Annotated in this window: 12 protein-coding genes; 2 read left to right on the top strand and 10 right to left on the bottom strand. The window is 62.1% G+C overall.

Annotated features, from left to right (window positions below; all coding sequences use genetic code 11):
* Positions 1–165: 165 nt before the first annotated feature.
* The 7 genes from I5S59_RS17240 to pilM all read right to left on the bottom strand — a co-directional run bounded on the left by I5S59_RS17240 (position 166) and on the right by pilM (position 7,209).
* Positions 166–1,773 (bottom strand): AAA family ATPase, encoded by a 1,608-nt coding sequence (locus I5S59_RS17240; protein ID WP_197877684.1) that lies wholly within the window; start codon positions 1,771–1,773, stop codon positions 166–168.
* A 16-nt stretch (positions 1,774–1,789) separates the two neighbouring features.
* Positions 1,790–2,887, bottom strand: a complete 1,098-nt coding sequence (gene aroB, locus I5S59_RS17235) for a 3-dehydroquinate synthase (protein WP_197877683.1) — start codon at positions 2,885–2,887, stop codon at positions 1,790–1,792.
* Positions 2,888–2,986: 99 nt separating this feature from the next.
* Positions 2,987–3,505, bottom strand: a complete 519-nt coding sequence (aroK, locus tag I5S59_RS17230) for a shikimate kinase AroK (protein WP_128321744.1) — start codon at positions 3,503–3,505, stop codon at positions 2,987–2,989.
* Positions 3,506–3,509: 4 nt separating this feature from the next.
* A complete protein-coding gene (locus I5S59_RS17225; protein ID WP_197877682.1) occupies positions 3,510–4,799 on the bottom strand; it encodes a type IV pilus secretin PilQ family protein in 1,290 nt (429 codons plus the stop codon).
* Between the two features lie 24 nt (positions 4,800–4,823).
* Positions 4,824–5,693 (bottom strand): pilus assembly protein PilP, encoded by an 870-nt coding sequence (locus I5S59_RS17220; RefSeq protein WP_197877681.1) that lies wholly within the window; start codon positions 5,691–5,693, stop codon positions 4,824–4,826.
* A gap of 65 nt (positions 5,694–5,758) precedes the next feature.
* Positions 5,759–6,286: a PilN domain-containing protein gene (locus I5S59_RS17215; protein WP_197877680.1), complete on the bottom strand. Its 528-nt coding sequence runs from the start codon at positions 6,284–6,286 to the stop codon at positions 5,759–5,761.
* Positions 6,274–7,209: a type IV pilus biogenesis protein PilM gene (pilM, locus tag I5S59_RS17210; protein WP_197877679.1), complete on the bottom strand. Its 936-nt coding sequence runs from the start codon at positions 7,207–7,209 to the stop codon at positions 6,274–6,276. Before pilM ends, I5S59_RS17215 begins: the two co-directional genes overlap by 13 nt.
* Before the next feature lie 180 nt (positions 7,210–7,389).
* Here pilM and I5S59_RS17205 point away from each other — a divergent pair, with 180 nt between their 5' ends.
* Positions 7,390–9,834, top strand: a complete 2,445-nt coding sequence (locus I5S59_RS17205) for a penicillin-binding protein 1A (RefSeq protein ID WP_197877728.1) — start codon at positions 7,390–7,392, stop codon at positions 9,832–9,834.
* 187 nt (positions 9,835–10,021) lie between these two features.
* Here I5S59_RS17205 and I5S59_RS17200 read toward each other — a convergent pair whose 3' ends face one another.
* The 3 genes from I5S59_RS17200 to rpmE form a co-directional block, all read right to left on the bottom strand.
* Positions 10,022–11,290: a malic enzyme-like NAD(P)-binding protein gene (locus tag I5S59_RS17200; protein WP_197877678.1), complete on the bottom strand. Its 1,269-nt coding sequence runs from the start codon at positions 11,288–11,290 to the stop codon at positions 10,022–10,024.
* Positions 11,291–11,468: 178 nt separating this feature from the next.
* Complete coding sequence (locus tag I5S59_RS17195) at positions 11,469–12,290, bottom strand: thermonuclease family protein (RefSeq protein ID WP_197877677.1); 822 nt, start codon at positions 12,288–12,290, stop codon at positions 11,469–11,471.
* A 2-nt stretch (positions 12,291–12,292) separates the two neighbouring features.
* Positions 12,293–12,508, bottom strand: a complete 216-nt coding sequence (rpmE, locus tag I5S59_RS17190) for a 50S ribosomal protein L31 (protein ID WP_128321752.1) — start codon at positions 12,506–12,508, stop codon at positions 12,293–12,295.
* A 168-nt stretch (positions 12,509–12,676) separates the two neighbouring features.
* Between rpmE and I5S59_RS17185 the strand changes: the two genes are divergently transcribed.
* Positions 12,677–14,896 carry a primosomal protein N' gene (locus tag I5S59_RS17185; RefSeq protein WP_197877676.1) on the top strand — a complete coding sequence of 740 codons (2,220 nt, stop codon included), beginning with the start codon at positions 12,677–12,679 and terminating at the stop codon, positions 14,894–14,896.
* Positions 14,897–15,001 lie beyond the last annotated feature (105 nt).

The raw sequence follows: 15,001 nt of genomic DNA, 5'->3' as shown, positions 1-15,001 counted from the left end.
GGTAACAGCATGGCTTGAGTCTGAAGCGTTTCAGCCTGGACTGCAAGATGGGCTTGTGGCCGGCAGTCTGGGACAGAAAAGCCTGCCGCGCATTCACGCAGCAGGCTTGACCGTAATTCAGGAGTCGCTCAGCAGGGGTGGCGGGGGTAATGCCACCCAGCTTTATCAGCGGGTCGCGGCCAGTTCTTGTTGGACGCTGGCGACGGTACGTGGCCAAGGTTTACCAGCCTGGACCTTGGCTGGCAAGGCTTTGATTGCAGCCAGCGCTGCATCACGGCTGGCGAAGTTGCCATAAGTGATGACATACAGGGGTTTGCCCTGCAGGGTTTTCTTGAAGTAGCGATAGTCGCCACCCTGGGCATTCACGTAGGCCTGGGCCGTAGACTCGGAGCTGGTGCCGAGAATCTGCACGACATAGTTACCCGGCTTCTGCCCGGCGTACCAGCTGCCGCCAGCGGCCGGCTTGGCTGCGGGCTTCTCGGCAGGCTTCGGCGCAGGCTTGGCGGTCGCAACCTGGGTCGGGGCAGGCTTGGCAGCTGGCGCAACCGGCTTGCTGGCAGCCGGAGCAACCGGCTTAGCCGCAGGCGCCACTGGCTGTGCCTGGGCAACAACAGGTTGTGCCGGCGTCGGTGCAGGGCCTGGCTGCACACCTGCAGGCGGCGCAATGGTGGTTACGGTAGGCGGCTGCAGCGCGGTATCGCCAGCCGGGCCACCCTCTTCACCTTCATTCATGCCAGCCGCTTCGGCCAGCGGGCCACGCATCACCGGCTGCGACTGGCCTACCAGCGGCAGTGGCATCGGTTGCGAGTTGCCGGCGAATTCGATGGCAGGGCCACCATTGTTCGACTGCGCAGCACCTGGCTGGCCCTGACCCAGCGGCAGTTGAGCCTGCTCTGCCGGTGCGGTGGGCGCCTGGTCGCCCTTTTTCGGCATCAGCACGGCAGCCGCAACAGCAACGACCACCACAGCAGAGAGTGCCAGCACGTGTTTCTTAGGCATATTGAACCCCATTGATGGTCGCTTGGCCGTTGTCCGGCTGGCGATCATGGCTTCGATCAAGGTATCGCGAGCGACCTGGTTGATTGCGCCAGGCCAGCCGTCCGAATGTTGGTGAATATCGACAATCTGTTCACTGGTGAACACCTCGATGCCACGCCCCGCACCCTCAAGGCGTTGCTCAAGGTATTCCCGCGTTTCTTCTTCGCTGTAGGGCGCAAGCTCGATGACATGGAAACGCTCCAGGTCTTCACTCAGCTCTTCCAGCCCGGCGATCAATGACGGCTCACCGAACAGGAACACATGCGGACGCCCTTCAGGAGTGCCCGCTGCCAATTCCAGCAAGGCTTGGAGTGCCGACGCGTCCAGTTGTTCCGCATCATCCACCAACAGATAGACTTCCTGGCCGGTGAGTGCGAGTTGCACCACTTGCGCCAGCAACTCCGGGACCTCGGGCTGGGCAACGCCCAGGGCCTGGGCTACCTGGGCGAGCACGCTGGCAGCATCGCTGGCGCCACGCGCGGAAATCACCACGCTCTGCACCGACTGCTTGTTGGTGCTGGCCACCAGCGCCTGGCGCAGCAAGGTCTTGCCGCTGCCTTGCGGGCCGGTTACCACCAGCAACAGCTGGCTGTAGCGCGCCAGGTGATGCAGTTGACCCAGCACAGGCTTGCGTTGCGCCGGGAAAAACTTGAAGCCGGGCACCCGCGCAGCAAAGGGGTCGTGATTCAACTGGTAATGGCCGAGAAAGGCCTCGTCAGCATGCAAACTAGTCATCGGACGCTCATCAACCTCAAAGCTGGGCCACGATCGCGCGGTAATCCGCGGCCAACGTGGCCTGAAGAATCTCTTTCGGATAGTCGTCGGTGACCACCGCTTCGCCCATTTGGCGCAGCAGAACCAGACGCAGACGACCGTCGAGTACTTTTTTATCGACCGCCATGTGTTCCATGAACTGGGCGGGCGTCATCGCTTCGGGCGGCACTACCGGCAGACCGGCACGCTGGAACAGGCGAATGCCGCGATCCCGCGCTTGCTGGCTGATCCAGCCCAGACGCATGGACATCTCCAGCGCCATCACCGTCCCCGCCGCCACGGCCTCGCCATGCAGCCAGACACCATACCCCATGTGGGTCTCGATCGCGTGACCGAAGGTGTGGCCCAGGTTGAGCGTGGCACGTATGCCCGACTCACGCTCATCCGCACCGACCACCGCTGCCTTGGCCGCACAGGAGCGACGGATCGCCTCGGTCAGCGCCGCTTGCTCCAGCCCCCGCAGCGCATCCATATTGGCTTCGAGCCAGCCCAGGAACGGTTCGTCACAAATCAGGCCGTACTTGATCACTTCGGCGAGGCCGGCGGAAAGCTCGCGCGGTGGCAGGGAATTAAGGCTGGTAGTGTCGATCAGCACCGCATTGGGCTGATAGAAGGCGCCGACCATGTTCTTGCCCAGCGGGTGGTTGATACCGGTCTTGCCACCCACTGACGAGTCAACCTGGGACAACAGGGTGGTCGGCACCTGGATAAAGTCCACACCGCGCTGGTAACAGGCAGCGGCAAACCCGGCCATGTCGCCGATCACCCCGCCACCGAGGGCGACCACGGTGGTACGACGGTCGTGACGGGCGGTGAGCAGCGCATCGAAAATCAGCTGCAGGGTTTCCCAGGTCTTGAAGGCTTCGCCGTCAGGCAACACCACCGGCAGCACCGAGTAGGCGCCCAGGGTCTTGCTCAGACGTTCGAGATAGAGGGGAGCGACCGTTTCATTGGAAACAATGGCGACTTGCCGACCGGCAATATGCGGCGCCAGCAGTTCAGGCTGGTCCAGCAGGCCTTCGCCAATGTAGATCGGGTAGCTGCGCTCGCCCAATTCGACCTTTAGTGTCTGCATGTGTCCCCACAATGAACAAGGCGCGGTATCGATGCGTCGACCCGCGCGATAACGGTGTGCCCTGTCACGGCATGACTGGTCGCCGAGGATAGTCCTGGCTTAACGGGGCGGCAACTTCTGCAAACGCTCGAGAATATCGAGCACGACCATTCGTGGTGGCCGTTCGTCGGTTTCTACCACCAGGTCGGCGATCTCGCGGTAGAGCGGATCACGGACTTCCAGCAGTGCCCGCAGCGTTGCTTCCGGGTTGGCCGTGCGCAGCAACGGACGATTGCGATCACGCGCCGTGCGCCCGACCTGCTGCTCGACCGAGGCATGCAGATACACCACACGCCCCCCGGCATGCAGGGCCTGGCGGTTGGCATCGCGCATCACGGCACCCCCACCGGTGGCCAGGACCACGCCGTCGAATGCGCACAGCTCGGCAATCATCGCCTGCTCACGATCACGAAAGCCCGGTTCGCCTTCCTTGTCGAAGATCCACGGGATATTGGCGCCCGTGCGCAATTCAATTTCCTTGTCGGAATCTTTGAACGGCAGGCGCAGCTCTTTAGCCAGCAGGCGGCCGATGGTGCTTTTACCAGCACCCATGGGCCCCACAAGTATCAAATTTCGCACAGAATCAACGACTCACAGCAATCGCCTGGTCACTCATGATACGCGGAGTCAGGAAGACCAGCAGCTCGGATTTTTTCTCTTGTAGAACATCGCGACGAAACAGCCGCCCAACATACGGCAGATCACCGAAAAATGGCACCTTGTCGACAACTTTACTTTGCATTGTCGAGTACACCCCGCCAATCACGATGGTCTCGCCATCTCGGATGTGAACGTTGGCATTCACCTCGTTTTTGCGGATGGCAGGCACCTGGTCCACGGCATTGAGGTAATCGGGCTCATCCTTGGTCACCTTCACCGCCATGATCACCCGGTTGTCCGGGGTGATCTGTGGGGTCACTTCCAAAGACAGCGAGGCCTCGCGGAAGGTCACAGACGTGGCGCCGCTGCCGCTGGTTTCCTGATAGGGCACCTCGGCGCCCTTGAGTATCCGTGCGGTCTGCTTGTCGGCGGTGACCACCTTGGGCTGCGAGATGATCTCGCCGTTACCGGACTTTTCCATGGCACTGAGTTCAAGATCGAGCAGGGTGTTGTCGCGGATCAGCCCCCAACCGATTGCCGAACCGGCCGGCACCACACCCAGGTCGACAAAGGTACCGTCGCCTCCCAGGACCAGACCGTTACCCAGGTTCACCTCTGCACCCCAGCGCACGCCAAGGCTCCTTTCGTAATCGACATTGGCCTCGACGATCCGCGCTTCGATCATTACCTGGCGCACCGGAACATCCAGGCGCGCGACCAGCTGGCGCAATACGTCCAGCCGCGCCGGCGTCTGGCTGACCACCAGGGTATTGGTCCTGTCGTCGACACTCAGTGTGCCCTGGCCGGGCGCTGACGGGTCGTCAACCATCAACGCCTGGAACACGGCGGCGATATCTGCAGCCTTGGCATAGTGAATGGACAACAGCTCGCGTTGTGCTTGCGCCAGCCCCGCCACCTCCTGCCGCCCCTCCAGCAACTGCCGCTCATGCCCGCTCAATTCGCCAATGGGGGCCACCAGCAACACATTGCCTTCGTCGCGTTTTTCCAGCCCCTTGCTGCGCAGCACCAGATCCAGTGCCTGCTCCCAGGGCACCTCCTGCAGCCGCAGGGTGATCGCGCCCTGCACCGAGTCACTGGCAACCAGGTTGACCCCGGAGAAGTCCGCCAACACCTGCAACACCGCACGTACCTCGACGTCCTGGAAGTTCAGCGACAACACCTCGCCTGCCGGCTTGCCACTGGCTGATTGTGCGACGACAGCCTGAACCGCAAACACGCCTGCGATTACCCCCCTGCACCACCTTGCCCCCATCTGCGACCTCCCTGGTCTACCCCTCTAGCCCGCCAAAGCGGACGATTTCAAACGCAACGTGCGCTGCCGCTCGACCCACCCCTGGTCTGGCACGAAGATCTTCTCGGCAATTTCCACCTTATGCTCTTCAATGACTGTCACCCGGCCATTGTCGCGACCCAGCCGGTCACCCACCTGCAGCCGATGCACCACCCTGCCAACGCGCAGCAACGCATGACGGACCTGGCGCCGGGCAAGGCTGCCAATCATTTCGAACTGATCGAGCGGCAAGGTTTCCAGGTACTGGCGCTGCTGCGTCAATGGCGCCGGTTCGAACGGACTGCGCACGACACCCGGGACTGGGCGTGCCAGCGCCGGCGCCAACTCAGGCAACGTTGGCGCCGTACGCTGCTCGCGACTGCGGTAAGCACTGATGCGAACCTGCAGTTGCAGGCTCGCCGGGCCCTGCTCTTCAGTCGGTATCAAGTCAAATTCCTTCGGAATAATGAGCCGTGGCAGTTGTGCCAGCCCCTGAGAAAACCCGGACAACGCGGCATAAGTGCCACGCACGCGAAGCTGTATCGGCATTTCTATGTGGTGGTCGTGCAGCACCTCCGGTATCAACTCCATCTGTTCGACAAACACGCCATGGGACTGGCCCTGATAGGCAATGTCCTCGACCAGGCCAGCCAGCTCACCTCCTGCTGCAAGCCGCCAGTACTCCACCTCGAGGCTTAGCTGTGCCGCCATCAAGCGGGCGTGACCGGCCGCGCGCTGCTGGGCCTCAGGCGCTTTTTCTGCCAATTCCAGACGTAGACGTTGTGCCTGCTCGCCTTGTATCTCGATTGCCAAGAACAGCGAACGCAGGTGGAAGACAAACGCCAGCCCCAGCATCAGCACCAGGCAAACGGCCAACAGTCCGGCTTTCCTGGGGCCGGAGACACTCGCCAAGCGTTGCCAGCTCAGCCGTGGCAGCCCGCTCAAGGCAAGCCTCTCAACACCACGGTCAGTTCAAACGCCTCGCCTTCGTCGACTGCCTTGAGCTGCTGCATGTCAGCCATACCGATTTCGTCGGCCAGGTTGCGCATCAGCTGTGCGACCAGAGCCCCCGAACGAGCCACCCCGTGAAGATTCAAGCGCTCGTCGTGTTGAGTGAGCGCTGTAAGGTATACGTCCTGCGGCACTGCACGCTGCACACGCTCGAACAGGTCAACCAGCGCCCAGCGCTTGCCCTGCAGGACTGTCAGCCCGCCAAGCCGCTGCTCTACCTGGCTGTGCTCGATCTGCTGCCGAGCCAGCTGCGCCAGCTGGTCGTCGAGTACATCGAGGGCCTGCTGAACCGAGCCCTTGTCGAGTCGCTGGCGATGTTCGGCCTGCCGTGCCTGGACATCGATGAACCAGACCATCAGCACGGCTGCCAGACCCACCCCCAGCAACTGTGCCTGCAAACGACGGGTAGCCACTCGACGCTGGCGCTCACGCCAGGGCAGCAGATTCATCCCCTGCATAGCGGCCCCTCACTCATGGCAACGCCACAGGCAACGGCCAGCAATGAGGCCTGTGCCAGCAACGTTTGGCGCTTTATGCCATTGGCCAGCGCCATCTGCGTAAAGGGATTGACCAGGCGTACATCGATGCCCAGGCGACACTGCAGCTGCTCGGGCACGCGCCCGTTCGCCAACCCCGCCCCGCAGAGCAGCACTTGAGCCGGTAAACTGCGGCCCGGATGGGATAACACGTAGCTGTCCACCGCCGCGGCCAAGGACTGCACGATGTCTTCATGCCGCGGCAATTGGCATTCACGACGCTGCAGCATCCCCCCTACCGGCTCATGAAAAACCAACCCATCCCCTTCAATTTGCAGAATCAGCGCCTCCGGCTCGCCACCGACCTGCACAGCACGACACAGCGCGTGTCCGTCCGGCTCCACGCTGCACACCTGCAGCCCTGCACACTCAAGGCAAGCATCAAGCACTTCCAGCAACCCTTGATGGCAGGCGGCAACGCTGATGCGCTGAAGCTGAGCATCGCCAAGGGCCGTGCCAAGGACCTGAAAATCCATTGCCACATCTTCGAGCGCGTAGGGAATGAACGGCCCGGCATCTGCGGGCAAACGCTCTGCAATGGCGTGCTCGTCGATTCCGGCCGGTACCGTCAGTACCTTCTCGATGACCAACCCGCCGGGTAGCGCCACAGCCACCTGCCGGGTGGTACAGGCGCTGCGCCGAACAGCCTGCAGCAGCAGCGCGCCGACCTGTTCGGGGTCGCCAATCCAGCCGTTATGCATGACCGCCTCAGACAAGGGCTCAAGGGCCCAGGCCACTACGCTGTAACGACCTCGCTGACGTCGCAGTTGCACCAGCCTGATGAACGGAGGGGTAAATTCCACCCCGAGAAGTGAACCGGCATCCCTGCCAAAGCGTCCAAGCATCGGTTTTTCCTTGATCGCTGCAGGTCAACAGGGGGCATACCCCCGGTAAACCTGGCTGATTCCCTGACGGCGGCGCCGATAACGCGGCCGCGCGAAAAATGCTTATAATGCCCAGCGTTTTTCCTTGTCCGCTGGTCCTGCGCGCAACCCACTCTTTAACCTGGACGCCCAAAAGCCTTGATACGTCTGCTGAAGTTTTTCTGGTGGTCTTTCGTCGCAGTCATTTGCGCCATCGTGCTCGGTCTGAGCGGCGCGTTTCTGTATCTTAGCCCCAGCTTGCCCTCGGTAGAGGCACTCAGAAGCATCCAGTTGCAGATCCCTTTGCGGGTCTACAGCAGCGATGGAAAGCTGATCGCAGAGTTCGGCGAGATGCGCCGTTCTCCCATCCGTTTCGCCGACATTCCGCCTCATTTCATCCAGGCGTTGCTCTCGGCCGAAGACGACAATTTCGCCAATCACTATGGGGTCGACCCCAGCAGTTTGATGCGCGCTGCAACACAATTGCTCAAGTCCGGGCACATTCAAACCGGCGGCAGCACCATCACCATGCAGGTGGCGAAGAACTTCTTCCTCAGCAGTGAACGCAGCTTCTCGCGCAAAACCAACGAAATCCTGCTGGCATTGCAGATCGAACGCGAACTGACCAAAGACGAAATTCTCGAGCTGTACGTGAACAAGATCTACCTGGGCAACCGTGCCTACGGCATCGAAGCCGCTGCCCAGGTGTACTACGGCAAGTCCATCCGCGACATCAGCCTGGCCCAGATGGCGATGATCGCCGGCCTGCCCAAGGCGCCATCACGCTTCAACCCGCTGGCCAACCCGGTGCGCGCCAAAGAGCGTCGCGACTGGATCCTGGGGCGCATGTACAAGCTCGGCAAAATTGACGAAGCCAGCTACCAGGCTGCGCTGGCCGAACCGATCAACGCCAGCTACCACGTGCCCACGCCAGAAGTCAGCGCTCCGTACATTGCCGAGATGGCCCGCGCAGAGATGGTTGGCCGCTATGGCAGCGACGCCTATACCGAAGGTTTCCGCGTCACCACCACCGTGCCGAGCGACCTCCAGGAAATCGCCAACAAGGCCGTGCTCGATGGCTTGAGCGCTTATGACGAACGCCATGGTTACCGTGGTCCCGAAGCACGCTTCCCAGGCAAGACCGAAGCGGCCTGGCTGCAAGAGCTGAGCAAGCAACGCCCACTGGGTGGCCTTGAACCGGTGATTGTCACTCACGTCGACAAGACCGGACTGCGGGTACTGACCCGCAGCGGCGAACAGGAAGCAGTGGCCTGGGAAACGATGAAGTGGGCCCGCCCCTTCCTCAACACCAATAGCCAGGGCCGCGCTCCGCAACAACCTGCCGATGTGGCCAAGGTTGGCGACCTGATCCGTGTACAGCGCCTGGATGACGGCAGCCTGAAGTTCAGCCAGGTTCCTGGCGCGCAAAGCGCGCTGGTCTCGCTGGACCCGAATACCGGCGCCATTCGCGCCTTGGTCGGTGGCTTCTCTTTCGAACAGAGCAACTACAACCGCGCCATGCAGGCCAAGCGTCAGCCCGGCTCCAGCTTCAAGCCGTTCGTCTACAGCGCAGCCCTGGACAGCGGCTACACGGCCGCCAGCCTGGTTAACGATGCGCCAATCGTGTTCGTCGACGAATACCTGGACAAGGTCTGGCGCCCGAAGAACGACACCAATACCTTCCTGGGCCCGATCCGCATGCGTGAAGCGCTGTACAAGTCGCGCAACCTGGTGTCGATCCGCCTGCTGCAAGCCATGGGTGTCGGCCGGACCATCGACTACATCACCAAGTTCGGCTTCAACAAGCAGGACCTGCCGCCCAACCTGTCGCTGGCCCTGGGCACCGCCACCCTGACGCCGATGGAAATCGCCACGGGCTGGAGCACCTTTGCCAACGGTGGCTACAAGATCACCCCGTACCTGATCGAGCGCATCGAAAGCCGCAACGGCGAGACCCTGTTTACCGCCAACCCGCCGCGTGTACCGCAGACAGGTGAGCAGGTCGAGGCAGGCATTGCCGCGCCAGAGGCGCCGATCAGCGTGCAGTTCCCCGGTGAAGCCGCCGCAAGCACAGGCAACGCCGCCGCCCAGCCGCCGGCAATTGCCGAACGCATCATTGACGGGCGTACCACCTACATCCTCACCAGCATGCTTCAGGACGTGATCAAGCGCGGCACCGGGCGACGCGCCCTGGCGCTGGGCCGCACCGACCTGGCAGGCAAGACCGGTACCACCAACGAATCCAAAGATGCCTGGTTCTCCGGTTACAACGCTGACCTGGTGACCACCGTCTGGAGTGGCTTCGATCAGCCTGAAACCCTGGGGCGCCGCGAGTACGGCGGCACCGTGGCATTGCCGATCTGGATGAACTTCATGGGCCCGGCCCTCAAAGACAAGCCTAATCACACCCCGGCAGAACCCGAGGGCATCCTGAGCCTGCGTATCGACCCGGTCAGCGGCCGAGCGGCAACGCCGGACACGCCTAATGCCTACTTCGAGCTGTTCAAGGCAGAAGACACACCGCCATCGGTGAACGAGCTGGGTAACGGCACCGCTCCAGGCAGCCCGCTGCCAGCGGATGAGGCGGCACCGATCGATCTGTTCTGACCGACGGAAGCAGCCTTCACGGCAGCAAGCCCAGGTGAGCGCTTCGCGCTCAATCGCAGGCTATCGCCAGCTCCCACAGGATCGGTGCCCCATGTGGGAGCTGGCGATAACCGGACCCACCGGCAAGCACCCACAAAAAAGCCCCGACTCTCACGAGCCGGGGCTTTTTGTTGAGCGCTACAACGGCTTAGCCGTTGAACACGTCATCCACGCTTTTCAGCGGGTAGTTCTTCGGATACGGCAGGGTCGCCACACCGGTCTCGATTGCTGCCTTGGCCACAGCGTCGGAAACCAGGGTGATCAGACGGGCATCCATTGGCTTCGGAATGATGTACTCACGGCCGAATTCCAGCGCGTCGACGCCGTAGGCTGCGCACACTTCCTTGGGCACTGGCAGCTTGGCCAGGTCTTTCAGGGCGTTGGCGGCAGCAATCTTCATTTCTTCGTTGATGCGCTTGGCGCGAACGTCCAGGGCACCACGGAAGATGAACGGGAAGCCCAGCACGTTGTTGACCTGGTTCGGGTAGTCGGAACGACCGGTGGCCATGATCACGTCGCTACGGGTAGCGTGCGCCAGTTCCGGGGAGATTTCCGGATCAGGGTTGGAGCAGGCGAAGACGATCGGGTTAGGTGCCATCGACTTCAGGCCTTCAGGGCTCAGCAGGTTCGGACCGGACAGACCAACGAACACGTCAGCGCCATCCAGAGCGTCTGCCAGGGTGCGCTTGTCGGTCGCGTGAGCGAAGACAGCCTTGTACTGGTTCAGGTCGTCACGGCCGGCGTGGATCACACCGGTACGGTCAACCATGAAGATGTTTTCGATCTGTGCGCCCATGCTCACCAGCAGCTTCATGCAGGAGATAGCGGCAGCACCGGCACCCAGGCAGACGATTTTGGCGTCGGAGAGGGTCTTGCCGGCGATTTCCAGGGCGTTGATCATGCCGGCAGCGGTCACGATTGCAGTACCGTGCTGGTCATCGTGGAATACCGGGATGTCGCACTGTTCGATCAGCGCGCGCTCGATCTCGAAGCACTCAGGTGCCTTGATGTCTTCCAGGTTGATGCCACCGAAGGTGATGGAGATGCGCTTGACGGTGTCGATGAAGGCTTGCGGGCTTTCCGAGTCGACTTCGATGTCGAACACGTCAATGCCGGCGAAACGCTTGAACAGAACACCCTTGCCTTCCATGACAGGCTTGGACGCCAGTGGGCCGAGGTTACCCAGGCCGAGAATGGCGGTGCCGTCGGAAATGACTGCTACCAGATTGCCCTTGCCGGTGTACTTATAGGCCAGCTCCGGATCGCGACCAATTTCACGTACCGGCTCAGCCACGCCTGGGCTGTAGGCCAGCGACAGGTCGCGAGCAGTCGCGGTAGGTTTGGTGAGCTCGACGCTCAGTTTCCCCGGACGAGGCTGAGCATGATATTCGAGAGCGGCAGTTTTCAAATCTGACATGGTGGGCATTCCGCTATTTACTGTTCTGACGGACCGCCGAGGATACGCAAAGAGCAAAGGGCCGACAAGACTGGCCGGTCACTTGTGTCAAGGCCTTTAACCTACGACTTTCCGCCAAGACCCGCAGCCTGCAAGGGTTTCAATGTGTACAATCGAATAAAAAAATGTTCACAATTTTTTATCGATTGACCCGTTCCAGCATCGACGGATCAGTCAATGGCAGCAACCAGCGTCTCTGCCCGGCTTTCAGGCCGCCTTTGCGGGAACGATCCAGCACCCAACCCCGCGCTTCGATGGTCTGCCCTTTGAGGCCGTTGAAGAAGGATGCAGGGAAATTGCGTTGCAGACGCGCGGGCACCTGAAGGACCAGCGAGTTGTCGATTTCGATCCAGGTTCCGCCGCGATTGCGCTCGATACCCACGACTTTCCCGCCGATCAGCGCAAAACCGGATTGCTGCACCTTATCCGCGGCGACCACCGGAGGTGTGCGCCACACCCCCAGTCGTTGCTGACGAGCGGTACGCTCTGCCTGGCCCTGGCAGTCTGTCAGCGCCACGTTGGGGGCGACTGCCACACGGAAGCCGAGGCCCTCACTCAACAGCTGTGCTTCGAAATTGTCGCCAGCACGGCCATAAATATGCGCCAGGGTGCGTCCGTACTTGTCTCTGGACTCGACGCCCGGCACCAACCCGACCTCACCGCCGCTGGCCTTGACAAAAGCCTGCAGTCGCTGACGGGCAGCCTCGGCGAAGGGCTCGCTGGTGCGGCCTTTGCGGCCAATTTCCGGCGCATTGATGCCGATAAGGCGAACACTGCGCCCATCATTCAGACGCAAGGTATCGCCGTCCACCACCTGACGCACGCCGACAACCTGCGGATCAGCGGGCGCTGCGCAGAAGGCCAGCGCCGGCAGTTGCCAAATCGCGCCCACAAAAAAGGCGCCCACGAGGGACGCCTTTTTCAGCAGCATTGCCAAGCCCACAGGGCCAGCTACGCGCAATCTTACTTCTTGGCACCGAACATGCCGAAGCGATCTGCGAACTTCTGTACGCGGCCGCCAGTGTCCAGCACCTTTTGCTTACCGGTGTAGAACGGGTGGCATTCGTTGCACACGTCGGTGCCCAGTGGAGCGCACAGGGTCGAACGGGTTTCGAACGAGTTGCCGCAGCTGCAGGTGACTGCGACTACTTCATAATTCGGATGAATTTCTGGTTTCATGGTCACTTCCTCGACTGCGTGCCGCCACCCAACACCATTGTTGAATACCGCACGTAATTAGGCGGCGAATAATACCAGAGCATGCAGTCAACGCAAGTTGTCGCTTGCACCGGCTGTCGTCTGCTAGGCTCGCCGGGTCTTGGAAATTCCCTTCAGAGAACTCTTCGCGTGTCCGACGTCATTCTGCGCCTCGCCCTGCCCTCGCCTCTACGGCGGCTGTTCGACTACAGGGCGCCGGCAAACATGGCGCGCCAGGCACTCACCCCGGGCATGCGCATCCGCGTGCCGTTCGGGCGCCGGGAGATGATCGGCATTCTGATCGAGATCGCCGACAAAAGCGAAGTGCCCGCCGACAAGCTCAAGCCGGCCATCGCCCTGCTCGACCCCGTTTCGCCACTGCCACCGGCCTTGTTCAAGCTCTGCCTGTGGACGGCGCAGTACTACCAGCACAGCCTCGGCGACACTTTGAGCTGGGCGTTGCCCGTGCTGCTGCGACAGGGCGAACCGGCCGAAGCCCGCCAGGAGCGCTTCTGGCAGGTTGCGCCAGGCGCACGCCTGGACGACCCGCGCATCGCCCGTGCACCGCGCCAGCGGGAAGCCCTGGCCACGCTGGCGCAGCACCCGCATGGTGTTGCACACACCCTGCTGGGCAAGCTGATGCTGAGCAAGGACAGCCTTGACCTGCTGCTGGCCAAGGAACTGGTACAGGTCGAAGTACGGCGCCATCTACCCCTGGCCCGCCATGAACACTGGCTGGCCCAGCCTGAACTGCCGCTGAACGACGAACAACGCGCAGCGTTCAATGCGGTGCGCTCAGGCTTCGACAGTTTTCATGCCTTCCTGCTGGCCGGGGTGACCGGCAGCGGCAAGACCGAGGTCTACCTGCAACTGATCCGCGAAACCCTGGAGGCCGGCAAGCAGGCACTGATCCTGATTCCGGAAATCAACCTCGGGCCGCAGACCCTGGCGCGTTTCGAACAGCGCTTCAACGCCCGCATCGCCCTGCTGCACTCGGCGGTCAATGACCGTGAGCGCCTGGACGCCTGGCTGGCAGCCCGTGATGGCGAGGCCGATATCATCATCGGCACCCGCTCGGCGCTGTTCACGCCGATGAAGCACCCGGGCCTGATCATCATCGACGAAGAGCACGACGGCTCTTATAAACAGCAGGAAGGCCTGCGCTATCACGCCCGCGACCTCGCATTGGTGCGCGCTCGCCAGGAAAACATCCCGATTCTGCTGGGTTCGGCAACACCGTCGCTGGAAAGCCTGCACAACGCCCACAGCGGCCGCTATGGCCTGCTTCGCCTCAACCAGCGTGCGGGCGGTGCCCAGCAACCGCGTTTTCTGCGCCTGGATGTGAAGAGCCGGCCGCTGGACAGCGGCATCAGCGGGCCGATGCAACAAGCCATCGGCCAGACTCTGGCTGCCGGCCAGCAGGTGCTGGTGTTTCTCAACCGCCGCGGTTTTGCCCCGACGCTGCTCTGCCATGATTGCGGCTGGATGTCCGAATGCCCGCGCTGCGATGCACGCATGACCGTGCATCAGCGCTCGAACGAGTTGCGCTGTCATCATTGCGGCTATGACGAGCGCGTCCCCCGCCAGTGCCCGCAGTGCAACAAGGTCGACCTGCGCCCGGTAGGCGCCGGCACCGAACGCGCCGAAGAGCGCCTGAATACCCTGTTTCCGGATTTCCCGGTGCTGCGGGTCGACCGCGACAGCACTTCGCGCAAGGACGCGATGAACCAGCTGTTCAACACCATTCAGCGGGGCCAGCCGTGCATCCTGGTCGGCACGCAGATGCTTGCCAAGGGTCACCACTTTCCGCGGGTGACCCTGGTGGCCATCCTCGATGCCGATGGCGGCCTGTTCTCCGGCGATTTTCGCGCCAGCGAACGCATGGCCCAGCTCATCGTGCAGGTCGCTGGCCGGGCCGGGCGCGCCGAGGAACCGGGCAAAGTCATCATCCAGACGCACCTGGCCGATCATCCACTGCTGGTACAACTGACCGAGCAAGGCTACTTCGCCTTCGCCGAGCAAGCGTTGAGCGAGCGTCGTGCCGCAGGGCTACCACCCTTTGCCCACCTGGCCCTGCTGCGCGCCGAGGCGCACAAACCGGGTCAGGCGGAAAGCTTTCTGGACGAAGCCTGCAGTGCGGCCGAGCAGTTGCTGGCGGAGCACAACCTGCACGGTATCGAGCTGCTCGGCCCGGTACCGGCGCCGATGGAGCGACGTGCGGGGCGTTTTCGTGCGCAACTATTGCTCCAGGCCAATGCACGGGCGCCTTTGCATCGACTGATCAGTGCCTGGTTGCTACTGTTGGAAAACATGCCGTCAGGCCGCCAGGTGCGCTGGTCTTTGGATGTGGACCCCGTCGATCTGTATTGACTCTGCAGGCGCGGATTTATCCGCAAAGACCTTTCGCCAGTATCTTATACACATCTGACGCTTCTGACGAATAGCAGACTGTAGATGTCGATGGAAGCGGGTTCA

This window comes from Pseudomonas alkylphenolica, assembly GCF_016009175.1.
Classification (GTDB): Bacteria; Pseudomonadota; Gammaproteobacteria; order Pseudomonadales; family Pseudomonadaceae; genus Aquipseudomonas; species Aquipseudomonas alkylphenolica_B.
Note: the sequence above shows the minus strand (reverse complement) of the source record. Positions and strands in the feature narration are given on the sequence as shown.

Excerpts from the sequence above, each read along its gene's own strand:
- I5S59_RS17240 (WP_197877684.1), bottom strand. The coding sequence starts at position 1,773 with ATGACTAGTTTGCATGCTGACGAGGCCTTTCTCGGCCATTACCAGTTG.
- aroB (WP_197877683.1), bottom strand. The coding sequence starts at position 2,887 with ATGCAGACACTAAAGGTCGAATTGGGCGAGCGCAGCTACCCGATCTAC.
- I5S59_RS17225 (WP_197877682.1), bottom strand. The coding sequence starts at position 4,799 with ATGGGGGCAAGGTGGTGCAGGGGGGTAATCGCAGGCGTGTTTGCGGTT.
- I5S59_RS17215 (WP_197877680.1), bottom strand. The coding sequence starts at position 6,286 with ATGCAGGGGATGAATCTGCTGCCCTGGCGTGAGCGCCAGCGTCGAGTG.
- pilM (WP_197877679.1), bottom strand. The coding sequence starts at position 7,209 with ATGCTTGGACGCTTTGGCAGGGATGCCGGTTCACTTCTCGGGGTGGAA.
- I5S59_RS17200 (WP_197877678.1), bottom strand. The coding sequence starts at position 11,290 with ATGTCAGATTTGAAAACTGCCGCTCTCGAATATCATGCTCAGCCTCGT.
- rpmE (WP_128321752.1), bottom strand. The coding sequence starts at position 12,508 with ATGAAACCAGAAATTCATCCGAATTATGAAGTAGTCGCAGTCACCTGC.